Source organism: Chryseobacterium defluvii, assembly GCF_014204415.1.
In the GTDB taxonomy this organism is placed as follows: Bacteria; Bacteroidota; Bacteroidia; order Flavobacteriales; family Weeksellaceae; genus Chryseobacterium; species Chryseobacterium defluvii_A.
This window is the reverse complement of record NZ_JACHLE010000002.1, coordinates 286,367-311,037: the sequence shown is the minus strand read 5'-3', so window position 1 is coordinate 311,037 and position 24,671 is coordinate 286,367. Positions and strand designations below refer to the sequence as shown.

The following is a 24,671-nucleotide window of genomic DNA, read 5'->3' as shown; positions in this document are numbered from 1 at the left end:
TGCTTAATTTTTAGTTTCAATTTCAATAATTCTTTTTCCTTTTTCACCTAAATAATTGATGAGCAAATCCTCATATACTTTATAACCCTCATCTGCATTCGTAAAAATTAAAATTCCTTGCCTGGTGTCAGGTAAAATAAAGGTAATGCATTGACTTCCTTTATCAGAACCGCCATGAGACAGAGCCAATTCTCCGTTCCCTAAATCATAAATTTCGAAGCCTAATCCAAAGTATTTATTTTCTTTCGTTTTAACCTGTTTTTTTATCATTTCCTGATAAACGTTTTTATTAAGGTTTCCTTCTTCCAGAATATGAACAAGAAAATTTCCGTAATCTCCGATGGTCGTATGCAGATCATCTGCGGCATTCGCTTTTTTATTTTTGATGAGTTCATAGGGTTTGCCTTCTTTATCATATCCGATTGCAAATCTTGATTCATCTGTATTTTTATCCCAGATGTAATGGGTGTCATTCATTTGCAGAGGTTGAAATATTAACTCACTGGCCAGTTGTTCGATTGATTTTTTAAATTTATTTTCGATAGCTTTTCTTAAATATTCCATTCCTTCGCCTGAATATTGATATTGTGTTCCAGGCTCAAAATCAAAACTTAGCTTTTTATTTTCTTTCATCCATCTCCAGTTTGGAAAACCTGTTTGGTGGCTTAATATGAGTCTGGTTGTTAATTTTTTGCTTCTTGGATCATTGGCAATATCAGGATCTGTCCAATAGGTATAAATAGGTTCATCAAGATTCCATTTTCCTGAATTTACCAGATGCAGGGCGACCATTGATGTAATAGACTTGGCTAAGGAGGCAACATTGAAAATAGTATTATAAGGAGCGGTAATCCCTTTTTTTATTTCTCCAAAAATTTTTATCTGTTTTAACTTTCCCTGTTCAATAATTCCAATCCCGAGTACCGGAACATTATTTTCTCTTAACCAGTTTTCGATAGCAATATCATTTTCAAAAACCGGATTGCTTTTTCCGGCTTGAGCATTGGTTCTAATTGAAAAAAATAAGAACAGTAAGAGTAAAAAATGAATGGATTTTGTCATAGCTTTTAATTTTCGGCAAAGATTGAGTTTCATGTTGTTTGACACAAAAAAATCGCCCGCCAAAAACCCGCCAATAATCTGTCTGAATTATATCATATTGAAATTCAGTCTATAATGAAGTTTTTTATTACGGTCTATTTCAAATGCATTCCGAATAATGATAAATACATTTGATAAGACAATACCTATCATAAGGACTAAAGTAAAACTTCTGCCGAGCTTTAAAAATATACCTAACATAAAAATAATCGGGGCTAAAACAGTCCAGATGATCTGAAGGGAAATTATTTGTTTTACCAAAATATTCTTCTGCTTTAAAGTAAACATCAGTAAAAGCGGGACAAGAATATTCAGTGGTGGAAGCAAAATACAGGGAAGGGAAGAAAGATTGATGATCTTAATCAGAGAATAATGCATTGAAGCAGGTTCTTCTTGGATTTTCTGGTTTTCCTCCCCGGATTCTATATTTTGAAGAATATCTTCACTGATTTGTAAAGTTTTAGCCAAAACCCGGAGTGTATGCCCTTTTGGGATAGTTCCTGCTTCTATTCTCTGTATTGTCCTCACAGAAATACCGGAGCTTTCAGCCAACTCTTCCTGAGTCAGATGATGTTGTTCCCGTATTTCTTTGAGCTTGGACATTATTTTAATATGAATTTAGCGAATTTTCTTAAAAATCAAAGTAGCATTGTGCCCGCCAAAACCAAAAGCATTACTTAATGCAAAATTGATCTCCTTTTCCTTAGCTTCATTAAACACAATATTAACATCTTTCGGAATATTCTCATCAATACTTTCCACATTGATGGTTGGCGGAATAATCCCGTTCTGTATCGCTTTTATCGAAAGGATAGCTTCCGCAGCACCCGCAGCACCCAATAAATGCCCCGTCATTGATTTCGTAGCACTGATATCCAGATTTTTGCTTCCTTTGAATACATTGTTGATGGCTTTTAATTCGATCAGGTCACCTAAAGGAGTAGAGGTTGCATGAGGATTTAAGTAATCAATGTCTTCAGCATTGATGCCTGCTTCTTTAAGCGCTAATTGCATAGCTCTGATCGCTCCAACACCATCCGGATGTGGCGCCGTCATATGATACGCATCAGCTGTCATCGCTGCTCCCACTAATTCAGCATAAATTTTTGCCCCTCTTGCCCTTGCATGTTCATACTCTTCAAGGACTAAAGCACCCGCACCTTCTCCCATAACAAAACCATCCCGATCCGTATCATAAGGACGGCTGGCCGTTTTGAAATCATTATTTCTTGTCGACATAGCTTTCATAATGGAGAAGCCGCCTACTGAAGCCGGGGTAATGGCTGCCTCCGACCCGCCGCTGATGATCACCTTGGCTTTTCCTAAACGGATATAGTTAAAAGCATCCATCAAGGCTGTATTTGCTGTAGCACAGGCAGAAACTGTTGTGTAATTGATACCCTGAAGGCCATATTTCATCGAGATCATCCCTGAAGCCATATTCGCAATGAATTTGGGAACAAAGAACGGATTGAAACGAGGAGTTCCGTCTCCTTTGGAAAAATCCATCACCTCACTTTCAAAGGTCCACATACCGCCCTGGCCTGTTCCCCAGATCACGCCGGTATCGAACGGATCCATATTTTCCAGATCCAATCCTGAATCCCGGATGGCTTCAGCAGAAGAGTACATGGCGTATTGAGTGAAAAGATCACTTCTTTTTATTTCATGATGATTCAAATGGATCTTCGGATCAAAATCTTTTACTTCGCAGGCAAAATGAACTTTGAATTTCTCCGTATCGAAATGCCTGATCAGCTCCGCTCCACTTACTCCGTTAATACTGTTTTGCCAAAAATCTTCAACATTGTTTCCCAAAGGGGTTACTGCACCCAGTCCTGTTATGAGAACTCTTTTCATGCTTAATTGTTAATTTTGAATAGGTTAGAGATGCCTCTTGCAATGAGCCTGGTCTTATCTGAATTCCAGATTTCGCATTGGGCATTTACAAATTGTTTTCCTCTTTTTATAATTTTAGTTTCGGCTACAATAATATCGTTTTCTTTTGCAGCTGAAAAATAATCGATCACATTATTGATCGTGGTGATAAAAGAATTTTCATTCAGTGAGAACATGGTGGCGCCGATAATATCATCCACGATAGCAGCCGTTACACCCCCATGAAGGTTTCTGACCGGGTTCAGCCATTCAGGTCTTACTTTATATTGAAATTCCAGATGCCCTTCTTCTGCAGAAATTACGACAGGATTGAGCCATTTCATAAAAGGAGAAGGAGATTGGTCAAATTCCTTTCCTATAAATTGTTGTAGTTGTGTTAATCGGTCCATAGTATCAATTTATTTTTCTAAAATCATGGTAACTCCTTGTCCTCTTGCGGCACAAATGGAAATAAATCCTTTACCGCTTCCTTTCTCATCAAGCAGTTTGGCCAGTGTGGCAATAATTCTTCCTCCGGTTGCTGCAAAAGGGTGTGCGGCAGCAAGGCTTCCGCCTTTTACATTCAATTTGTTCCGGTCTATTCTTCCAAGTGCTTTTTCAAGCCCGAACTTTTTAGCCAGATCATTATTTTCCCAGATCTTAATGGTTGCTAAAACCTGTGCGGCAAACGCTTCATGAATTTCATAGAAATCGAAATCTTCAAGATTCATGCCCGCTTTTTTAAGCATTCTGTCAGCCGCAAAAACAGGTGCCAAAAGCAAATTGTGCCTGTTTTCAACATATTCTATGCCTGCCAGTTCTGAAAACATGATATAGGCCAGTACCGGGAGATTATTTGCTTTTGCCCATTCCTCACTGGCCAGCAAAACCGCAGAAGCACCATCAGTAAAAGGAGTCGAGTTTCCGGCGGTTAATGTCCCGTTCTGCTTATCAAAAGCAGGTTTTAACTGGGATAATTTTTCCAGGCTTGTGTCACGGCGTAAATTATTGTCTTTTTCCAGACCGAAAGCTGGAGTGATCATATCATCAAAGAAACCCTCATCATAAGCTTTTGCCATATTCTGATGGCTTTTTAAGGCCAGTTCATCTTGCTCTTCACGGGAGATCCGGTAATATTTTGCGGTGATTTCCGTATGCTCACCCATAACCAGTCCTGTTTTAGGTTCCTGCCCTTTATAAGGAAAGGGCATCCAGTCTTTAAATTGGGGACTTAATAATTGTTTTAGTTTTCCGAAAACGGATTTTTCTTTATTGGCTTTTAATAAGGCCTTTCTTAATCTTGGCGGGGATTCAAAAGGAATATTGCTCATGGCTTCAACACCGCATGCGATGCCGCTTTCTATCTGCCCGAGTGCAATTTTATTTCCGATATAAATGGCGGCTTCAATGCCCGTATCGCAAGCCTGCTGAATGTCACAGGCTGGGGTTGCGGGATCCAGTGAGGTATTCATCACCGCTTCCCTTACAAGATTACTTTCAGAGATATGTTTGATAACGGCGCCGCCGGCAACTTCTCCCAGAAGCTTTCCTTTCAGATTATATTTATCTATCAGCCCGTTTAAAGCCGCACCCAGCAACTCAGGGTTTCCCTGGTCTGCATAGGCTGTATTGATTCTGGCGAATGGGATTCTGCTGTATCCTACAATGGCCACTTTTTTTGTTTCCATAGAATATAATTTATGATGGAATGATTTTAAGTTCTTGATCTATGATGAATAAAATTCTGTTTAAGGCAAGATTTAGATATTTTTCATCACCTGTGGTTTTGGAAAGCAAAATTCCACCCTCAACGATCATGATGAATAATGATCCGTATTCGCGGGCATCTAAATCGTGTTGTATTTCTTCTTTTTTTTGTCCCTGAATAATGATCTCAGTTACATTTTTTATCCAGCCTTCGAAAGAGTCTGCCACCTTCTTTTTTAAAGCAGGAAAAGTATCGTCTGCCTCGGTGGCAGCATTCATTAAAGGGCAGCCTCCGTTCTCGAAAACGGCTTTCCAGTTTTTTCTGTAAAAATTTACAAAAGCATTCAGTTTATCAATGGTTGTCGGGAATTCGTTGCCTAATGAACGGGCCATATTTTTACCTAATAAGCCTGAATTGTATTGATAAGCTTCAAGGGCAACAGCATCTTTGTTTTGAAAGTTTCCGTAAATGCTTCCTTTGGTTAATCCTGTTGCCTGGGTAATGTCTGAAAGCGATGTGGACATATAACCTTTTGTGTTGAACAAAGGTGCCGTTTTCTCGATAATGAATTGTTTTGTTTTTTCTGCTTTTGACATTTTTGATTGAAATTCTGATACAAATATACAAAAATATACCGATAGGTATATTTTATTTTAAAAATTAAGCCTGAGCTCTGGAAATGTGGCTCAGACTTAATGATTGAAAGAATGTTACATCCATCTTATCATTCCATAGGAACCATATCAAACTTAAAAATAGAATTTTAAAATAATGCTTAGATTCCTATGGAATGTCAAAGATGATGTTTTGTTTTTTTAAGCTAAAGTAGCACTCAGGGTAATTTCGAAATTGAAAGCAGCACTTACAGGGCAACCTTCTTCGGCAATTTTGGCATACTTCTGAAATTCTTCTTCAGAAATTCCCGGAACTTTTGCGGTTAAAGTAAGCTCAGATTTTGTGATCTTTCCGACACTTGGATCCAAAGTGATTACGGAAGTTGTTTTTAATTCTTCCGGAGTAAAGCCTGCCTGGGAAAGCTCAGCGCTTAATTTCATGGTGAAACATCCGGCATGGGCTGCAGCCAGTAACTCTTCAGGATTTGTTCCTACTCTGTCGGCAAAACGGCTGTTAAAAGAATATTGAGTCTGGTTCAGTGTAGTGCTTTGTGTAGTTAAATGTCCGTTTCCTTCTTTGATGGTGCCGTTCCAAACGGCTGTTGCGTTACGTCTCATAATGTTTGTCTTTTGTTGTTAATATTGATTGTTTTTGATGTGACAAAGATATATCGGTTTCAGGTCATAATAAATAGATAAAACGATCTAAATATTGTACTTTTTTCCCGAAGTGTAATTTTTTTTGAAATTAACAGGTGTATTTCCGGTTTTTTGGGTGAAAAGCCTGTTGAAATAGGCAGGGTCTTCGTAACCGAGATCATAGGCAATTTCCTTAACGGGCTTGTCAGTGTAAAATAATAAACGCTTGGCTTCCAGTAAAATCCTATTGATTATAAACTGATTGGGAGAATCCAGATTCAAGTTTTTGAATTTATGGGTTAATGTCTTCGGCGCAATGTGAAGAAGTTCAGCATAATCGGAAACATTGTGTTTTTCCCTGAAGTGGATTTCCAGATACCTGCTGAAATCCCTGAAAACATCTAATTCATTATTCGGGATGCTTACATTATCAGTATACAGGTTTTGTTTTTTCCATTTCCGGGTAGCACGGATGATGATCTGTTTTAAATAGGTTCTTATCATTTCTTCACCGGATGATTCCTTCCATTCAAGTTCTTCTTTGATATTCTTCAGTAAATTTTTAATAATAAGGGTTTCGGAAGCGTCCAGCTCAACCTTTGGAATTTCAAAAATATTGTGGAAGAGAAGGCCGTCGCAGGCAACTTCTTTGTCATGTATCTGAATACAGTAAAAATCCCTGTTATAATAAAGAAGGGAAGCGGGGTCTGAACTTCCGTCTTTTATCTGCAAATACTGATAGGTGGCAAAAAAAAGAGTAGGAGACTCGGTTTTATAATGATTAAAATCTACTGTAAGTTCATAATTTTCAGGGGCAAAAAGGATCTTAATGTAAGGACGGAATTTTGTCTGGTCAATGGTTTCAAGGCTTTCCTTAGAGAATGTTTCTAACCCGAATTTTTTATAATGATCTTCAAAAATAAGCTGTTGATGCATGCATTTACTTTAGTTTAAAGATACAAAAAAGGTACAAAGTTTTTAACACTTAAGTTGTTTGACGTCAAAACTTATATGTTCTAAAATGTTTAAACAAAAAACTTTTGTGGCTTTTGCATCCGGAATTAAAAAGTTACATCCAGTCCGACATATAAGTTGGCCTTCATGATCGGAGCGTAGATCATTCCGCCGTCAAAATAATTTCCGAACGGGTTTTTAAAATCCACAATAGCATTTTCCTGATAATAGGAAGTCAAATTTTCACCACCCAGATAAGCCCTGATCTTTTTATTGAAGTTTCTTGAGATCTGGGCATTTAGCACAGTATACGAGTCAGAGTAGGCTGGCAGCTGAAATTCAGCAGGATTACCCGAAGTGTCAGGAAGTCTTTGTTTTCCAATCCAATTTAACGTAGTATCAAAACTCCAGAATCCTCCTTTGCTGCTTTTATTGGTAGCATAGGCCAGGTTCACAAACCCTCTGTGCTTTGCCATGAACGGGATTTTCCTCCTTCCGTCTACATAATCTGCCTGAACATCATAATATTTATAAGCTAGCCTTACGTCAAAATTTTTGAAAGGTGTAAAATCCCATTGGGTCTGGAAACTGTTGGCAAAGGACTTTCCGTCCAGATTATAAAATACCAGCTGTTGGGGAGATCTATCCAGATCCACCAGAACCTGATCCTGGAAATCTGTCCTGAAAAGATCGGCAACAATAGTGGATTTTCTTCCGAAAAGTTTAAACTCCTGCTGTAAACTGGCTCCGTAATTCCATGCTATTTCCGGTTTTAAACCATATATATTTCCGCCACTCTGTATGATCTGAATATTACGGTTTGAAGCAAAATACTGCTGGTTTTCCGCAAAAACAGAAGCTGTTCTGAACCCTCGTCCCGCAGAAAGCCTTAAGATGGTTTGCGGTGTGAAATCATACTTAAAATTCAATCTTGGTGTAAATTGCGTTCCTGCCAGATTATGAAAATCTGCCCTTGCCCCTGCTACTAAAGTATATTTTAGACCGGTCAGGGTATATTCTGCAAAAATTCCCGGTACAACTTCATTTCTTTTAAAGTTGTCAGTTAAATACTTCTCATCATAGCGGTCATATAGAAAACTTGCCCCGGCTTTATACTTATGATTGGTATTTCCGATAATGCTTTCAAAAATCAAATTGGAATAATAGGTGTGCTGCTTCCCGGAATAATTCCTCAATCCGAAAAAACTGTCCTGCTGATGATATACATACTGGTTCATCCATCCTAAGCTCTGATAAGGTTTTCCTTTAAAAACATACCCGGTTTTGTTCCATACCTGGAATCTTGAAATATCAATTCCCACACCATAAGCGGATTGTTCACTCTGATCTAATGATTTATCAAACGCAGTCTGTCCGGCAGTTCTCTCGTCTTTAATAAAATTAATGCCAAAATGGGAAGCCAAACCTGAGTGTTCCAAGTCGTTGTAATTGAGCAGGTAAGCTGCATTTAGTTGAGTCCCTTTGGGCCTGTCCAGAAATCCGTCATCGTTCATGTCCGTATTTCCGAAAGTACCGTTTCCGTGTAGCAGAAAAGTCTGCGCCCAGTGTTCATTAATAGGAGCAACATTTGTAAAATTGGCTTCGGCCCTTCCGTTGAAATCTGAAAAAAGATTCAGGGAGGTTTCAGGATGTTCAGCATGTTTTATCAGTTCCGTATTGATCTGTCCTGTAATGCTTTCGTAGCCATTGGTGACGGTACTTCCTCCCTTGGTCAGCTGTATACTTTCAATCCATCTTCCGGGAATGAAGTTCAAACCGTAAGCGGACGCAATTCCCCTGATCTCAGGTAAAAGTTCCTTCGTTAAGCTGGTATATTTTTGATCCAGACCTAACATTTTGAGCTGCTTAGTCCCAGTAACGGCATTGCTGAAAGAAACATCTACGGTGGCATTGGTTTCAAAGCTCTCCGAGAGATTACAGCACGCTGCTTTTAATAGTTCTTTTTTATCAATATTAAAGACTAATCCGGCTTCCTTTTTATTTAAGGAAGTTGTGGCTTTTGAACCGGATAATCTGACTTCTTCAATATTTTTATGCTTCTCGTGCTGTCCTTCATCTGAAGCGGTATCCTCATTATGATCATCATGCTTGGATTCTGAATCCTCTTCAAAATGTACTTTGGGGTTTGGAGCTCCCATAGGAATATCCCTGTCGTACAGGCAGCATCCCGGCAGATCATTGTAGGTCTTATCGGAAGATTTGTACTTTTCATTATCATGCCCCGCTTCTGCTATTTTTTTTAGAATAGTATCTGCTGAGGTTTTTGAAGGGTTAAAATTCAAGGAAATCATCTGCTTTTCAGCATTCCATTCCGCTGAATCGGCACCGGCATCTTGGGCTGCTTTTTCAATTCTGGCTTTACATGAGCCACAATTTCCCTTTACATAAAATTCATTTTCTTTTTTATGGCCATTGTGTATAGCTTCCGCATTAGAAGGCTGAAGGTCTCTGTCATAATGGCAGCAGCCGGGAAGGGCTTCGTATGATTTATCGGGTGCCTTGAATTTTTCATTATCGTGGCCGGCATCCGCTATTTTTTTCAGGATTTCAGCTGTAGAAATGTTATGATCTGTTACTAAAGTAAGGGTTTGTGTATCAATAGAATATACTGCATCTTTAGCGCCTGCTTTTTTAGCGGTGGTCTCTATCCTTTCTTTACACATATCACAGTTTCCTTTTACCTGAAACTGATTTTTTGCAAGATTTTGAGCAAAAATAAATTGGGCAGATAATAAGAATAAACCAAGAATTACCCTGGAAATATATAATTTCATTTTGTTTAAAAATTTAGATTAATTAAAGTATAGTCCATACATCATATGATGAACTTTGAATGTTTTAATTAAGCTATTTTCGGCGGTTGCCAGATTTCTTTTAAACGGTCTGAAATATGAGGAGCGGAATATCGGAATTGTAAATTTTTATTGGCTTTATAATAGGATAGTTCCGGATTCAGGCTTTTTGAAAAAGGAGTTTCTATAAAGGTATAAGATGCTGCACAGAACGAACAGCAATTGTCTGAACACGATTTTGTTTTTCCCTGATGATCGTCTGAAGATGATGAATGGTGGTTTTTGCAGCAGTCATCCGTTTTGGAATCTGCTTTACAGCAGTTTTCCTGTGCAGCCTGGGCATAGAAATTATCTTTAGGAATCAGGAAGATCCCTAAGCAGAAAATAATTGTAAGTATCTGAAACAACTTCACGATGCAAAATTACAAAAATTATGGCAAAGGGTCTCCTACTTTCAAGGCACAGTTATGCCAAGGCTCTCCATGTGCCGGATTTAGTTTGGGCTTTTCTCCTTTTGCCAGGTTTTGCTGGGCAGGTGCGGGTGTGGGAGCAGGAGGTGGAGTCGTTTGGACAACATTGGTTTTCGCGGCAGGTTGTGGAGCAGGAGCGGGTTTACTATTCAAAGGCTGCCCGACAGGGATATCACAACGGTGTCCCGGCTGCCCGTGTGGAGGATTCATTCCCGGAGCTGTTTTTACCGGTTTTCCTGTATTAGGATCTGCGGTAAATTTTCCCGGTTTCATAGCATTGGGGTCTATCTGAATGGGCTTGCCATTTTGTATGGCAATATTTTGTGGAGTTCCATTTGGAGCTGGCGCCGGTTTGCTGTTCAAAGGCTGTCCTACCGGAATATCGCATCGGTGTCCCGGCTGTCCGTGTGGCGGATTCATTCCCGAAGCTGTAGCTGCTACCGGTGCTGCATTACTCTGAACGCTCTGCATCCCGGGTTGGTTTAGAAGGGAAGGCTGGGGTGTATTATTGGCTGCAGCATTGGCCTGCTGGTTCCCGGCTTCATCCTTTAAATAGGTAGCTTTTTCATCCTTTTTACAGGAAACAGTAAGTATAGAAAAGGCGATAAGGCCTAAAAATATATTTCTCATATCTAATCGTATGAAACAAAATTAGCAAAACATTTTTAATTGCTTTGCTAATTTTATATTTATACTATTATTTTCGGAATTAATTCTTAACTAAAAGCCTGAATCCTTCTCCGTGAACATTGATGATCTCTAATCCTTCGTCATCTTTCAATAATTTACGAAGTTTGGCAATATACACGTCCATGCTTCTTGCCGTGAAGTAATTCTCTTTTTTCCAGATCTTTCTTAGAGCAAGATCCCTTGGCATAAAATCGTTTCTATGAATGCAAAGAAGCTTAAGCAATTCGTTTTCCTTTGGGGAAAGTTTATATTCTTTGTCACCTACTCTCAATTGTCTCAGCATGGAATCGAAGAAGATATTGCTGATCTTGAACTGTTCCTGCTCTTCATTTTCAAGTGTGGAACTTCTTTGAAGAATAGCTTTGATCTTATATAAAAGCAGCTCCGTATCAAAAGGCTTAGTGATATAGTCATCTGCCCCAAGCTGATACCCTTTTAGGATATCTTCTCTCATATTTCTTGCCGTTAAGAAGATGATAGGAGTGTTCTTATCGATCTTTTTTACATCTTCTGCCAATGAAAACCCGTCTTTTTTAGGCATCATCACGTCGAAAATACAGATGTCGAACTCATTTTCCGTGAATTCTTTTAATCCCTGTTCTCCATCTGTTGCAAGAGTCACCTCAAAATTATTTATCGTTAAATAATCCTTCAATACAGCTCCAAAACTCTGGTCGTCCTCTACTAATAATATTCTGTTGCTCATATATCCTATATTTTATAATTTATAATTGATTTTTGATGAATGATAATTGATGTACAATTCATTTATCATTTAAATTTCTTTAGCTCATCGGCAGTTTTATGGTAAACGTACTTCCTTTTCCTTTGTGGGAGTCTACCAGAATCTGACCTTTATGCAGTTCTACAATCTTCTTTACATAAGACAATCCTAAGCCCTGTCCTTTTACATTATGGATATTTCCGGTTTCTTCCCTGAAGAATTTTTCAAAAATTTTGGTTTTGTTCTGGATGTCCATTCCCATTCCTTTGTCGGAAATTTCAATCACATACAGATTTCCTTCATTTCTTGTTTTTACATGAATTTCAGGAGTGTCCGGAGAATATTTATTGGCATTGTCCAGTAAATTCACCAGCATATTCGAGATATGGAATTCATCGATCCTGAAGGTGTATTTATCAGCTGTAAATTCCTGTGTAAGAGATCCGTTCCTTTGTTCCACGATCAGATTGAAGGATTCTGTGGTTTTTTTGATCAGTTCTCTTACATTGGTTTCCTTTAAGAACAATTTTACCTCATTCCTTTCAAGTTTTGACATATTAAGCACGTTTTCCACCTGTTTTTTCATTCTCAAATTTTCCTGTTTGATCAGCTCCGAATAGTATTTTACTTTTTCAGGATTAGTGGCAATTTTGTCATTCGCCAGAGAGTCCGTTGCCACGGAAATGGTTGCCAGAGGAGTTTTGAACTCATGTGACATATTATTAATGAAGTCAGTCTTAATTTCCGCAAGCTTTTTCTGCTTCATCATATAGTTGATGGAAATGATATAAATCCCTAAGATGGTAAGCAGCGAAAGGAAGGTTCCCAACAGCATTGGCCAGTTATTCATGGCCAGGGAATATTCTTTTTTAGGAAAAACCAATGCTAAAGAATATAAAGTACGGTCCTCTTTATCAGTGAAAAGGGGATAAATGTATGTATTGCCATCATTCTTCTCCTTATAAAGCTTATTGGCAACACTGGTCAGTTTATTGTTTTTATCTGTCACCCCATATCCCACCTGAGCGCTTATTCCTCTTATCTTAAGCTCCTTTGTAATGACCGAATCCAGAATTTTTTCATTGACTCTTTTCGTGATGGGAAGATTGGTTCCGTTGATCTTTACAAACTCTTTAATGTCGTAATCCCCGTTTTCAATATCATTATTGATTTCAGCGGTAAGCTGCTCCGGTTTGGTAGTATCTCTTCTTATTTTGTAGGCAGCCTCATCCCGGTAAAGTGTTGTCAGTTTTATTGAGTCTCCTTTTTTAGAGATAGGAAGCTGTGTTTTTTCAATAATATTTTTAGAGTAAATGATCTGGCGCTGGGTTCCGGAATCTTCTACCTGCTGTATTGTTGTTAGTGATGGTTGTTTGCTGTTGGCGCGGATATCTTCTCTGAAATTTTTAAAGTTTTCATTCATCACGGTTTCCACCTCAATTTCACCGATACTTTTGGCCGTATTTTCTAAAGCTGAATATACTTTGTTGGAAAAATCCTGTTCCAAAGCGCCATAATAACCTTTCAGCCAATAAAACTGGAGCGTAACAAAGACAATCAGAGAGATCGTCATAAACACCGAGATTATTGGGATGAATTTATTATTCATTTATTTATTTTTAAATTATTTGGAAAAATGAATGTTAAAATTAATTATTTTAAGACTAGATAAACAAAAAACGAGCCAAAAAATTGTGTTATTTTTCTTAAAAAGGTGTTTTTTAACATTTATTTATAAATTTTTAAATACTTGTCATAAGAAAAGGCGGCTTTTGAAATAAAGAGGTAAGTTTGTTAAAAATAGTTACTTATGGAATCCAATATTGTTTTTAATAAAGATTTTGACTCGAACAGTGTGTATGTAATGAAAATTTATGATGCAGACGTTTCAAAAGTATGGGATTATTTTACCCAGTCCGAATTACTGGATCAATGGTGGGCTCCAAAGCCCTGGAAGTGCGAAACTAAAAGTCAGGATTTCAAAGAAGGTGGAACCTGGCTGTATTCTATGGTTGGACCGGAAGGGGAAAGGCACTATGCTCTGGTGAAATATGGTGAAATCATAGAACATAGAAGCTTCGACGGAACTGACTCCTTCTGTGATGAAAATGGGAATATTAATCCTGATTTTCCGGAAGCAAAGTGGCTGTTTGGCTTTACAGGAGTAGAAGAAGGTACCAAAGTTACGGTTAACATTCATTTTCAGTCTCATGAAGCCATCAAACAGCTGCTGGAAATGGGTTTTGAAGAAGGTTTCAAAATGGGGCTCGATCAACTGGAGGATGTGCTGAAAGGATAATATGGTAATTTGAGAATGAGATAATTTGAAAATTCATATCAATGGGAACAGGCTTTATCTGGAAGTCCCCGCCCAAATAATAGAGCAACAAAAAACATTTTCAAATTAAATCAATTCTTCATCCTGAAAATATTGAATAATAGCTTTTTTCATCAGCAGGGTCTGTTCATTAGGTCTTAACTCTGGCAGTTCTTCCAATTGCTCAAATTGCGGCCATCCGTCTTCATAATGAGTAAATTTATAATAGCCAAAAGGTTCCAGTAATCTGCAAACTGCAATGTGGAGGAGGTTTACCTTATCGTCTTTTGTATATTTTTGCTGGCCACTCCCTAATTCCTGAAGCCCGATAAGAAACAGAAGTGTTTCGATTGGCGGGTTCTTTTCAGTCTGGAAGTTATCCTCAAAGAATTGTTCTATTTTTTTCCAGTATTCGGCTTCGTTGATCATTCTTCTTTGTTTTCTAATTTTAATAAAAATGCATATTCTAGCGCGTCTTCTTTCAATGATTCAAATCTTCCGCTGGCGCCTCCGTGCCCGGAGCTCATATCGGTTTTAAAGACCAGAAGATGATCGTCCGTTTTTATTTCCCTTAATTTGGCCGTCCATTTTGCAGGTTCCCAGTATTGAACCTGTGAATCATGAAGACCGGTGGTGATCAGTAGGTGAGGGTAGTCTTTTGCTTCCACGTTGTCATAGGGAGAATAGGATTTCATATAATTATAATATTCCTTGTTGTTTGGATTTCCCCATTCATCATATTCCCCGGTGGTCAACGGAATGGTTTCGTCCAGCATTGTAGTTACCACATCCACAAATGGGACCTGTGCTACGATGCCGTTGAAAAGATCTGGCTCATAATTAATGACAGCTCCAACCAGAAGGCCCCCGGCACTTCCTCCCATTGCGTACAGGTGTTTTGATGAAGTATAATTTTGGCTAATGAGATATTTACCGGCATCAATGAAATCAAAGAAAGTATTCTTTTTAAACAGCATTTTTCCATCCTCATACCATTCTCTCCCTAAATATTCACCACCGCGGATATGGGCAATAGCATAAATAAACCCTCTGTCCAAAATAGATAGTCTTACATTCGAGAAACTTGCATCAACGGTGTGCCCATAACTTCCATAACCATACAAAAGCAGGGGAGTAGTGGCAGATTTTTTCGTGTCCTTATGGTAAACCAAAGAGATAGGGATCTTGGACTTTCCATCTCTGGAGTCTGCCCAGATCCTTTCGGAAATATAGTTTTCTGCAAAGAACTTGCCACCTAAAACTTCCTGTTGTTTCAAAAGCTTGGTTGTTTTTTCCTTCATATTATACTCATAGGTTGAGCCTGGCTGAGTAAGAGAAGTGTAGCCATAACGCAAAACTTCAGTATCAAATTCCAGATTGATGCTGATGTAAGCAGTATAAGTAGGATCTGAAAAAGGCAGGTAATGAGACTCCCGGTTTTTCTCATCGATGATCTTGATCTGTAACAGCCCTTTTTCCCTTTCTTCGAGAACAAGATAATCCTTAAAGATCTCAAAGCCTTCCAACAGCACGTCTTTACGATGAGGGATTACATCCACCCAGTTTTCCATTCCGCAGCTGTCGATCTTTGCTTTTACAATTTTGAAATTGGTTGCCTCATCTGCATTTGTAATGATATAAAATTCATCTTCATAATGTTCCACGGAATATTCCAGGTCGTCTATCCTGGACTGAATGATCTTCCATTCTGCAAAAACATTGTCTGAAGGGATAAAACGATGCTCATCCGAGATCGTACTGGAACTTGCGATGAAAATATACTGTAATGATTTTGTTTTGAAAACATTGACATCAAAAGTTTCATCTTTTTCATGGAAGATCAGAACATCTTCAGAAGGGTCGGTTCCTAATGCGTGTCTGTAAACCTGAAAAGCCCGTAAGCTTTCGTCTTTTCTTGTATAGAAAACGTGTTGGTTGTCATTGGCCCAAACCGCTTTTCCTGTCGTATTTTGGATTTGATCAGATAATATCTCTCCGGTTAACAGGTCTTTAAATTGTAAAGTGTAAATTCTTCTGCCGACATTATCTGACGAAAAAGAAGCGATCTGATTATTGGGGCTTACTGCAACAGATCCGACCTCGAAAAAGTTTTCTCCTTCTGCAAGGATATTGACGTCAAGAACAACTTCTTCCGGATTGTTTAAGCTTTTATACTTTCTGCAAAAAATAGGGTATTCTTTTCCTTCTTCGTACCGGACAATATACCAGTATTGGTTAAAAAAATAGGGAAGGGATTCGTCATCTTTTTTATAGCGGGATTTCATTTCTTCAAAAAGCTCTTCCTGAAGATTTTCAGTATCTTTCATAATGAAATCTGCGTAGGCATTTTCTTTTTCAAGATATTGGATGACCTCAGGATTTTCTCTTTCATTAAGCCAGAAATAATTGTCTATTCTCTTGTCCCCGTGTATTTCGAGTATTTTTTCTATTTTTTTTGCCTTTGGAGCTTCCATTCAATATTAATTCTTGTTCAAATTTAGTTAAAAAAAAACCATCTTCCCTTTTATTGAAAGACGGCTGTTTTATATAAGATATTAAAAGCTATTTATGAAGGCTTTTAATATATTTTTCAAGGGCCATAGTCATGGAAGGAGTTTCCTTTGTAGGAGCCATTACATCTACTCTCAGTCCTGCCTCTTCGGCGGCGTTTAAGGTGGTATTCCCAAAAACGGCAATTTTAGTGTCGTCTTGCCTGAAGTCAGGGAAATTCTGTTGTAAAGACTTGATTCCCTGTGGGCTGAAGAATACCAGCATTTCGTAATCCTTAATATTAATATCAGTCAGATCACTGCAGACTGTTCTGTACATGATTGCTCTGGTCCAGTCTATATTGGCGGCATCTAAAGTTTTTGGAATATCCGGGCTCAAAACATCTGATGAAGGCAGCAGATATTTTTCAGACGGGAATTTCTTGAAAAGAGGCAGCAGGTCTGAAAAATTTTTCTCCCCGAAACTGATCTTTCTTTTTCTGTAAACAATATGTTTTTGAAGATAATTGGCTACAGCTTCGGACTGGCATATGTATCTCATAGTGTCCGGAACAGCAAAGCGTAGTTCTTCCGCCAGTCTGAAATAATGATCAATCGCATTTTTACTGGTAAAGATAATGCCGGTATATTGCGTCAGATCTATTTTTTGTGTTCTAAGTTCTTTATTGTCAACTCCTTCGACGTGGATGAAAGGACGGAAATCAATCTTTATTTTTTCCTTCTTCGCTATATCCAAATACGGGGAAGACTCACTTGGCGCTGGTTGAGAAACCAATATAGATTTTATTCTCATCGTTATTGACTATATTAAAAAAATAATAATTTCCAAAGCAACAATAAAGGCGCGATTTGGAGGGTGCAAATATACAAAAATTTATAATACCATTTTTCTGGTAAGATGTTGTTTTTGTGAAATAAATAGAAAAAAACTTTGAAAATGAATACGATAGAAAAAAAGAATATATAATACAGGAATATTTTATTTCTGTCAATTGGGAAATAATAATGAACGATACATAAAATGATCAGTAAAAATGACAGGATGAAATAAAATTTGGTAGAAGTAAAATAGAAAACGGACCATTTTTTTCCATCCCCGATACTTTGGTAAAATAAAAAGCCTAAAGTAGATTTTGACAGATAAAAAAATAGGATTGCTAATAAGCTATACCCGATTTTATTCAGCTGATAACCCAAAATCTGCAGATCGGCAATATATTCTGGAACAATAGGTATATACTGGGATACCAGAACAGCTAAAGTAAGAGTAGTGACACAGGATGTTATGATCCAGCTTGGAAGATTATTGCTTGAGTCAAAATATTTCTGAAGCAAAAAGTCTTTCAAATTGGCATCCCTTTCTATGACATTCATCATAAAAATATATAAAAAGACACAGCCCAGCAATATAAAGATCACCCAATCGTTGTTTTCAGGTATCCTTATGTGATTTATAAAATTTTGTGATAACGGCAACGGAATGTTTTTTGCAAAATTATAGATTATTTTGTATAAAATAAAAAGGTTAAATAAACTATCTTTGCAAACTGAAATGAAAAAACTGGTCATTATTCCGACATATAACGAGAAGGAAAATATTGAAAATATTATTTCTGCGGTTTTTGCTTTGGAAAATGACTTTCATATTCTGGTGGTGGATGACTCTTCACCTGACGGAACAGCTGAAGTGGTGAAGGATCTGCAGAAAAAATTTCCCCATCATCTGCATTTGTCGATAAGGCATATAAAAGATGGCTTGGGAAAGGCATATATTCATGGGTTCAAATGGGCTATTCAGAATAATTATGATTACATTTTTGAGATGGATGCCGATTTTTCTCATAACCCAAATGACCTCCCGAAACTATATAATGCCTGTTTACAGGCCGATATGGCTATCGGTTCCCGGTATTCAAAAGGAGTGAATGTGGTGAACTGGCCCATGGGAAGAGTGTTGCTCTCCTATTTTGCGTCCAAATATGTAAGATTTATCCTGGGACTGCCAATTCATGATACCACGGCAGGTTTCGTTTGCTTTTCAAGAAAAGTCCTTGAAGAGATCGGACTGGATAATGTAAGGCTGAAAGGATATGGATTTCAGATCGAAATGAAATTCAGGGCGTATAAGAAAGGGTTCAAAATAGTGGAAGAACCTATTATTTTTACAAACAGGGTTTTGGGTGAAAGCAAAATGAATGGCGGGATCATCCATGAAGCTGTTTTTGGGGTCTTAAATTTGAAATGGAAATCATTGATCAACAGATTATGAGAAAACTGATATTCATTTTTATGATGATAGGATTATTTTCCTGCACCGACTATATCGACAAACCGAAAAATCTTGTTGATGAAAATATGATGTCCGAAATTCTTGCAGATTTAGCCATTAATGATCAGGCGATCTTCATGTTTCAGGGAACCAATCTGGAAAGCGGGACAAGGTTTGTCCTTCAGTCTCATCAGGTAAAGCCTGTGGATTTTGTAGAAAGCTATAAATATTATGTGATCAGGAATAAAATGGATGCTATTGCGGATGAAGCCCAGAAAAAATTACTGGAAAAAGACCCGAAAGCCAATCAATATATAAAAGATAAGTTGAAGAAAGGGGAAAACGTTCCTTCTTTTGCGAAATAAATAATGATGCAGGAACATATTCTGTTTGGCAAAACATCGGCCACCAATGGCAGGAAATAAAAAAAGTCTACGAATGAAATTTTTTAATATAGAAAAAACCTCTGAAGGAAAGGCCCGGGCCGGAGAGATCTCTACAGATCACGGTAAGATCCAGACGCCTATTTTTATGCCGGTAGGGACTGTTGCCAGTGTAAAAACAGTTCATCAGAGAGAATTAAAAGAAGACATTAAAGCCCAGATCATTCTGGGAAATACCTATCACCTGTATCTGCGCCCTACCATGGATGTTATGCAGGAAGCAGGAGGGCTGCATAAATTTATGAACTGGGATCTTCCTATTCTTACCGATTCAGGAGGTTTTCAGGTGTTTTCTTTGGCCAGCAGCAGGAAAATGACAGAAGAAGGCGTGAAATTCAAGTCCCATATTGACGGAAGCTATCATTTCATCTCTCCGGAAAAATCTATGGAGATCCAGAGACAGATCGGAGCAGATATTTTTATGGCTTTTGATGAGTGTACGCCCTATCCGTGCGAATACAATCAGGCCAAATCATCCATGGAGCTTACCCATCGCTGGTTGAAAAGGTGCATCGAATGGACTGAACAGAATAAAGAATTATACGGCCATCAGCAAAGGCTTTTCCCTATTGTTCAGGGATCTACCTATTCAGACCTGAGAAAGATCTCTGCCGAAGTGATCTCCGAAGCAGGGGCAGAGGGAAATGCGATCGGTGGACTTTCCGTAGGGGAGCCGGAAGAAGAGATGTACAGGATCACAGATGAGGTTACGGATATCCTTCCCAAAGAAAAGCCAAGATACCTGATGGGAGTGGGAACTCCCTGGAATATACTGGAATCTATTGGCTTGGGAATTGATATGATGGATTGTGTAATGCCTACAAGAAATGCCAGAAATGCAATGCTTTTCACATGGCAGGGTGTAATGAACCTTAAAAATGAAAAATGGAAACGCGACTTTTCGCCTTTGGACGAGTTTGGGACAAGTTTTGTAGATAAAGAATACTCAAAAGCCTATCTGCGTCACTTATTCGTTTCAAAAGAATATTTGGCCAAACAGATTGCTTCTATCCATAACCTTGCCTTCTATCTGGATCTGGTGAAAGTGGCGAGAGAGCATATTATAGCAGGCGATTTTTATGAATGGAAAAAATCAGTGGTGCCGGTTTTGAGACAACGGCTTTAAATAAAAAATAAGATGCTTAAAATTATAGACAGATATATCATCGGAAAATACCTTGGAACCTTTAGTTTCATGCTGATCCTGCTGTCTATAGTGGTATTGGTGATCGATGTTCAACAGAAAATCCCAAGAATTGAGAATGCCAAGCTTATAGATCCGAAACTGGATCTGGCTTATTTTCTGGTTCATTTCTATCCTTTCTGGATCATCAATCTCGTTATGACATTCTTGTCTATCCTGGTGTTTATTTCCGTCATTTATTTCACATCCAGAATGGCCAATAATACGGAGATTGTTGCCGTGATCAGCAGCGGTGCCAGTTTTCACAGGTTTGCAAGGCCTTATCTGATCACTTCATTATTTATTGCATCCATATCATTAGTGGTTAACCATTTTGTCTTACCGTGGGCTAATATTAAAAAAAATGAATTGGAAGCATACACCTATAATGCAGCCAATAAAGAAAAAGTATTGGGAACGGCTCCGGTTTCCGCACAATTAAGCAAAACAGAATACATCTTTATCAATACATGGAATAAAAGAGAGAGAAGAGGTTCAGGGTTTATCTTTCAGCAGTTCGATAAGAACAGAAAAATGACCTATGAGCTTAAATCTAATGAAGTATATTGGGATAAAGACAAAAAGCAGTTTGTATTGAACAACTATCTGGAAAAGACCATCAATAAAGATGACTCCGAAAAACTGGGTAACGGATTTGAACTAAGAAAAAGTTATGGACATGCCCCGGAAGAACTTTTTCCGAACGAGTTGCTTGGGCAGAATAAAACAACACCGGAATTGCTTAAGTTCATCCAGCGAGAAAAAGAAAAAGGGAACAGTAACCTCAATGCCCACCTTAATGAGCTTTATCAGAGGACATCTATGCCTGTTTCTATTGTTATCCTCACTTTTCTGGCACTTTCACTTTCTTCCCAGAAAAGAAGGGGTGGTTTGGGTATCAACCTTGCCGTCGGGATTTCCCTGGCATTTATTTTCGTGTTCTCATTTGAGGCGTTGAAGGTGGTTTCAGAGAATAAAAGCATGAGCCCTGCTTTGGCTATGTGGTTCCCGAATCTCATATTTTTGCCTTTAGCATTAATTTTATACCTGAGACGGGCCAATCAGTAAAGAAGCTTTATTTCCTTATGGTAAAAGGATTTTAAGCCATCTTCCAGTTCTATCCGTATCTCACCCTTTTCGTCGGCAGATCGTATAATGCCATTTTGTCTTTCTTTTCCGATCTCGAATACAGAGATCTCATCTTTGCGGAATAAATTGGCATTGAACTCATCCATGATTTCCCGTTCAGAAGGAATATGATTTAGTTTTTCTGTCAGAAAATCATGCAGTTGTGTTGTAAATGTTTTCAGGTCAAAATGTTTGCCTACCTGCGTTAAGAGAGAGCCTGCATTGGGAATTTCAAATTTTTCCTGAAGAATATTAATACCTGCCCCAATGATAAAATAATTCTGATTATGGATTTTTTTCTTTTCAATCAGAATCCCGGCGATCTTTTTATTTTTAAGGATAATATCATTCGGCCACTTTATTTTCACGGGATTTCCAGTCAAATTGGCAAGAAATTCTCTTATACTGCTTGCGGTATAATAATTGAATAGACTATCAGGAACATTGGAGTTTAAGGTATTCACAGCTAACGTGTACGCTAAATTTTGTTCAGGAGCTGATGCCCAGCTATTTCCATACTGTCCTCTTCCTTTGGTTTGGTTGAATGTATAAAGGCTTACAAAATCTGAACCTCCGTAAAGTAAAAATTTGGGAATTTCGTCATTAGTAGAAGAACACTCTTTTAGGTAAAACAGTTCGCTCATTTAAGAAAACTTTAAGACTTTCAGCGCCTAAAAGTAAGGCTAAAGTAAAGAAAAAACAATAAATTTGCAGATTATAGTATTTTTTTAATGAATAAAACAGCAGAAAAGCAAGAATTATTAGATAAAATCGTTGAAGCTATCCAGGATGTAAAAGGGGAAGATATCATGATCTTTGACCTTTCAAACATTGAAAATTCAGTAGCAGAGACATTTGTGATATGCAGCGGAAATTCCAACACGCAGGTTGCTGCCCTGGCAGGAAGTGTTGAGAAAAAAGTAAGAAACGAACTCAAAGAAAGGCCTTGGCATGTAGAGGGTACCGAAAATGCAATGTGGGTTTTGGTAGATTATGTTTCGGTGGTAGTTCATATATTTCAAAAGCAGGTACGCGAATACTACGATATAGAAGAACTCTGGGGTGATGCAAAGATCACCAGAATAGAAAATGAATTTTAAATTTTAAAAAGTATAAATGAACAATAAAGGATTTAACTGGTTTTTTCCGATTGCGATCATAGCACTTTTGTTATTCTTTATTCCCAATTTTTTTGGTGATAATAATGCAAAATCTATAGATGAAGATGAATTTTTCAAAGTGATGCAGTCAGGGAAAATTCAGAATGTTATAATATATAAAGACACTGAAAAAGCCGATGTATTTCTTACACAGGCTGCCAAAACGGCAATGGTGAAAAAAACCACCGAAACTGATCCGCTTTCAGCATTCAATATGGCTCCGAAAGCAGATTACACGGTAAAATATGGTGACCTTCAGCTTTTCCTGAAAAAATTTGATACCATAAAAGAACAAAATACCGCAATTAAGACAACCAAAGACTATGGAGCAGGCAAGAGCCCATTCATGGATATCCTGGTGTCGGCATTGATCTGGATCGCTATTTTAGGACTGTTCTATTTCCTTCTGTTCAGGAGAATGGGCGGTGGCGGTGGCCCTGGTGGTCAAATATTCTCTATCGGGAAATCTAAAGCAAAACTTTTTGATGAGAAAGAAAGAATCCAGGTAACCTTTAAAGATGTTGCAGGATTGGAAGGAGCTAAAGAAGAAGTTCAGGAAGTTGTGGATTTCCTTAAAAACTCTGAAAAATATACCAAGCTGGGAGGTAAAATTCCTAAAGGAGTTCTTCTGGTAGGTCCTCCGGGAACAGGTAAAACATTATTGGCAAAAGCCGTAGCTGGTGAAGCTAAAGTTCCGTTCTTTTCCCTTTCAGGGTCAGACTTCGTTGAGATGTTCGTTGGAGTAGGAGCTTCCAGAGTAAGGGACCTGTTTGCTCAGGCTAAAGCAAAATCTCCGGCCATTATATTTATCGACGAGATTGATGCAATAGGACGTGCAAGAGGAAAAAACAATTTCTCCGGCGGAAACGATGAAAGAGAAAATACGCTGAACCAGCTTCTTACGGAAATGGATGGTTTCGGGACAGATACCAACGTTATTGTAATGGCGGCAACCAACAGAGCTGATATCTTGGATAAAGCATTAATGAGAGCCGGGCGTTTTGACCGTTCTATTTATGTGGACCTTCCTGAATTGCATGAAAGAAGACAGATCTTTGATGTTCATTTAAAGAAAATCAAGCTTGATGGCAGTGTAGACAGGGAATTTCTTGCCAAGCAGACTCCCGGCTTCAGTGGAGCGGATATTGCAAATGTTTGTAATGAGGCAGCCCTTATTGCAGCAAGAAACAATCATGAGTCCGTAACGAAACAGGATTTTCTGGATGCGGTAGACAGAATTATCGGCGGTCTTGAGAAGAAAAATAAAGCGATCAAACCTTCTGAAAAGAAGAGAGTAGCATATCATGAAGCAGGCCATGCCACCATTTCGTGGTTGGTAGAGCATGCTTCTCCACTATTAAAAGTAACCATTGTCCCAAGAGGGCGCTCTTTAGGTGCGGCATGGTACCTTCCGGAAGAAAGACAGCTGACGACTACCGAGCAGTTATTGGATGAAATGTGTGCCACATTGGGAGGAAGAGCAGCAGAGCAGGTGATATTTAATAATATTTCAACAGGGGCACTTTCCGATCTGGAAACAGTAACGAAAAGAGCCCAGGCTATGGTTACCATTTACGGATTGAGCCCTAATATCGGTAATATTTCTTATTATGACAGCTCGGGCCAGGCAGAATACTCTTTCAGCAAGCCTTATTCTGAAGAAACGGCAACCAAGATAGATGCTGAGATCAAATCGATCATTGAAAACCAGTATCAGAGAGCATTGCAGATCCTTGCAGATAATAAAGATAAGTTAGATGCTTTAGCGAATAAACTTCTGGAAAAAGAAGTGATATTCCGTGAAGATCTGGAAGAAATATTCGGAAAAAGAGCATGGGATCCGGAATTAACGGAGAAGCCTGTGACCAATACCATTCCTTTGAAAGATAAAGAGGAAGAAAGCGAAGTTCAGGCTCCGGAAAGCCCAACGCAACTTTAAAAATCTCTGAAAATAATCAAAATGTAAACCTGGCTGTTCAAAATTGCCAGGTTTTTTCATATTTAAGCGCAGTTTTTTAGAATCTATATGATTAATTTTTTACTTTTGTATAAAGTAGACTAAAAATAAGT

Annotated in this window: 25 protein-coding genes; 7 read left to right on the top strand and 18 right to left on the bottom strand. The window is 38.2% G+C overall.

Annotated elements, in window-relative coordinates; genetic code table 11:
* Positions 1–3 precede the first annotated feature (3 nt).
* The 13 genes from HNP38_RS09830 to HNP38_RS09770 all read right to left on the bottom strand — a co-directional run bounded on the left by HNP38_RS09830 (position 4) and on the right by HNP38_RS09770 (position 13,200).
* A complete protein-coding gene (locus HNP38_RS09830; protein ID WP_317166720.1) occupies positions 4–1,062 on the bottom strand; it encodes a serine hydrolase domain-containing protein in 1,059 nt (352 codons plus the stop codon).
* An 87-nt stretch (positions 1,063–1,149) separates the two neighbouring features.
* Positions 1,150–1,704, bottom strand: a complete 555-nt coding sequence (locus tag HNP38_RS09825; RefSeq protein WP_184188561.1) for a helix-turn-helix domain-containing protein — start codon at positions 1,702–1,704, stop codon at positions 1,150–1,152.
* A 15-nt stretch (positions 1,705–1,719) separates the two neighbouring features.
* On the bottom strand, positions 1,720–2,961 hold the full coding sequence (fabF, locus tag HNP38_RS09820; protein ID WP_184188558.1) for a beta-ketoacyl-ACP synthase II: 1,242 nt from the start codon (positions 2,959–2,961) through the stop codon (positions 1,720–1,722).
* A 2-nt stretch (positions 2,962–2,963) separates the two neighbouring features.
* Positions 2,964–3,389 (bottom strand): PaaI family thioesterase, encoded by a 426-nt coding sequence (locus HNP38_RS09815; RefSeq protein ID WP_184188555.1) that lies wholly within the window; start codon positions 3,387–3,389, stop codon positions 2,964–2,966.
* A gap of 9 nt (positions 3,390–3,398) precedes the next feature.
* Entirely contained in the window at positions 3,399–4,667 is a 1,269-nt protein-coding gene (locus tag HNP38_RS09810) for an acetyl-CoA C-acetyltransferase (protein WP_184188552.1), read from the bottom strand.
* A 10-nt stretch (positions 4,668–4,677) separates the two neighbouring features.
* A complete protein-coding gene (locus HNP38_RS09805; protein ID WP_184188549.1) occupies positions 4,678–5,283 on the bottom strand; it encodes a TetR/AcrR family transcriptional regulator in 606 nt (201 codons plus the stop codon).
* A gap of 219 nt (positions 5,284–5,502) precedes the next feature.
* Positions 5,503–5,919 carry an OsmC family protein gene (locus HNP38_RS09800; protein ID WP_184188546.1) on the bottom strand — a complete coding sequence of 139 codons (417 nt, stop codon included), beginning with the start codon at positions 5,917–5,919 and terminating at the stop codon, positions 5,503–5,505.
* A gap of 87 nt (positions 5,920–6,006) precedes the next feature.
* A complete protein-coding gene (locus tag HNP38_RS09795) occupies positions 6,007–6,876 on the bottom strand; it encodes a helix-turn-helix domain-containing protein (protein ID WP_184188543.1) in 870 nt (289 codons plus the stop codon).
* 125 nt (positions 6,877–7,001) lie between these two features.
* Positions 7,002–9,689: a TonB-dependent receptor domain-containing protein gene (locus tag HNP38_RS09790; RefSeq protein ID WP_184188540.1), complete on the bottom strand. Its 2,688-nt coding sequence runs from the start codon at positions 9,687–9,689 to the stop codon at positions 7,002–7,004.
* 68 nt (positions 9,690–9,757) lie between these two features.
* Positions 9,758–10,120: a hypothetical protein gene (locus HNP38_RS09785; protein ID WP_184188537.1), complete on the bottom strand. Its 363-nt coding sequence runs from the start codon at positions 10,118–10,120 to the stop codon at positions 9,758–9,760.
* Between the two features lie 18 nt (positions 10,121–10,138).
* On the bottom strand, positions 10,139–10,807 hold the full coding sequence (locus HNP38_RS09780; protein ID WP_184188535.1) for a hypothetical protein: 669 nt from the start codon (positions 10,805–10,807) through the stop codon (positions 10,139–10,141).
* A gap of 79 nt (positions 10,808–10,886) precedes the next feature.
* Entirely contained in the window at positions 10,887–11,573 is a 687-nt protein-coding gene (locus HNP38_RS09775) for a response regulator transcription factor (RefSeq protein ID WP_007842513.1), read from the bottom strand.
* Positions 11,574–11,652: 79 nt separating this feature from the next.
* Entirely contained in the window at positions 11,653–13,200 is a 1,548-nt protein-coding gene (locus HNP38_RS09770) for a sensor histidine kinase (protein WP_184188531.1), read from the bottom strand.
* Positions 13,201–13,401: 201 nt separating this feature from the next.
* Here HNP38_RS09770 and HNP38_RS09765 point away from each other — a divergent pair, with 201 nt between their 5' ends.
* A complete protein-coding gene (locus HNP38_RS09765; RefSeq protein ID WP_184188528.1) occupies positions 13,402–13,890 on the top strand; it encodes an SRPBCC domain-containing protein in 489 nt (162 codons plus the stop codon).
* A 105-nt stretch (positions 13,891–13,995) separates the two neighbouring features.
* On the opposite strand, the gene HNP38_RS09760 is transcribed toward HNP38_RS09765, so the two are convergent.
* From HNP38_RS09760 to HNP38_RS09745, 4 genes are all read right to left on the bottom strand, one after another.
* On the bottom strand, positions 13,996–14,337 hold the full coding sequence (locus HNP38_RS09760) for a hypothetical protein (protein WP_184188523.1): 342 nt from the start codon (positions 14,335–14,337) through the stop codon (positions 13,996–13,998).
* Positions 14,334–16,382, bottom strand: coding sequence for a S9 family peptidase (locus HNP38_RS09755; RefSeq protein WP_184188520.1), 2,049 nt, complete (start codon positions 16,380–16,382; stop codon positions 14,334–14,336). Before HNP38_RS09755 ends, HNP38_RS09760 begins: the two co-directional genes overlap by 4 nt.
* An 88-nt stretch (positions 16,383–16,470) precedes the next feature.
* Complete coding sequence (locus HNP38_RS09750; RefSeq protein ID WP_184188517.1) at positions 16,471–17,211, bottom strand: uroporphyrinogen-III synthase; 741 nt, start codon at positions 17,209–17,211, stop codon at positions 16,471–16,473.
* A 14-nt stretch (positions 17,212–17,225) separates the two neighbouring features.
* Complete coding sequence (locus HNP38_RS09745; protein ID WP_410493769.1) at positions 17,226–17,792, bottom strand: DUF4271 domain-containing protein; 567 nt, start codon at positions 17,790–17,792, stop codon at positions 17,226–17,228.
* Positions 17,793–17,970: 178 nt separating this feature from the next.
* Between HNP38_RS09745 and HNP38_RS09740 the strand changes: the two genes are divergently transcribed.
* From HNP38_RS09740 to HNP38_RS09725, 4 genes are all read left to right on the top strand, one after another.
* Positions 17,971–18,687 carry a polyprenol monophosphomannose synthase gene (locus HNP38_RS09740; protein ID WP_184188511.1) on the top strand — a complete coding sequence of 239 codons (717 nt, stop codon included), beginning with the start codon at positions 17,971–17,973 and terminating at the stop codon, positions 18,685–18,687.
* Positions 18,684–19,052, top strand: coding sequence for a DUF4296 domain-containing protein (locus HNP38_RS09735; RefSeq protein WP_184188508.1), 369 nt, complete (start codon positions 18,684–18,686; stop codon positions 19,050–19,052). Before HNP38_RS09740 ends, HNP38_RS09735 begins: the two co-directional genes overlap by 4 nt.
* Before the next feature lie 73 nt (positions 19,053–19,125).
* Positions 19,126–20,256: a tRNA guanosine(34) transglycosylase Tgt gene (tgt, locus tag HNP38_RS09730; protein ID WP_184188505.1), complete on the top strand. Its 1,131-nt coding sequence runs from the start codon at positions 19,126–19,128 to the stop codon at positions 20,254–20,256.
* A gap of 12 nt (positions 20,257–20,268) precedes the next feature.
* The gene (locus HNP38_RS09725; protein WP_184188501.1) at positions 20,269–21,381 is read left to right on the top strand and encodes an LptF/LptG family permease; all 1,113 of its coding nucleotides are present in this window, start codon (positions 20,269–20,271) and stop codon (positions 21,379–21,381) included.
* On the opposite strand, the gene HNP38_RS09720 is transcribed toward HNP38_RS09725, so the two are convergent.
* Positions 21,375–22,085 carry a biotin--[acetyl-CoA-carboxylase] ligase gene (locus HNP38_RS09720; protein WP_184188497.1) on the bottom strand — a complete coding sequence of 237 codons (711 nt, stop codon included), beginning with the start codon at positions 22,083–22,085 and terminating at the stop codon, positions 21,375–21,377. The two genes, HNP38_RS09725 and HNP38_RS09720, sit on opposite strands and share 7 nt — an antisense overlap.
* An 87-nt stretch (positions 22,086–22,172) precedes the next feature.
* On the opposite strand from HNP38_RS09720, the gene rsfS reads away from it, so the two are divergent.
* Both rsfS and ftsH read left to right on the top strand, forming a co-directional pair.
* Positions 22,173–22,541 (top strand): ribosome silencing factor, encoded by a 369-nt coding sequence (gene rsfS / locus HNP38_RS09715; RefSeq protein WP_184188494.1) that lies wholly within the window; start codon positions 22,173–22,175, stop codon positions 22,539–22,541.
* Between the two features lie 16 nt (positions 22,542–22,557).
* Positions 22,558–24,540, top strand: coding sequence for an ATP-dependent zinc metalloprotease FtsH (gene ftsH / locus HNP38_RS09710; RefSeq protein ID WP_184188486.1), 1,983 nt, complete (start codon positions 22,558–22,560; stop codon positions 24,538–24,540).
* Positions 24,541–24,671 lie beyond the last annotated feature (131 nt).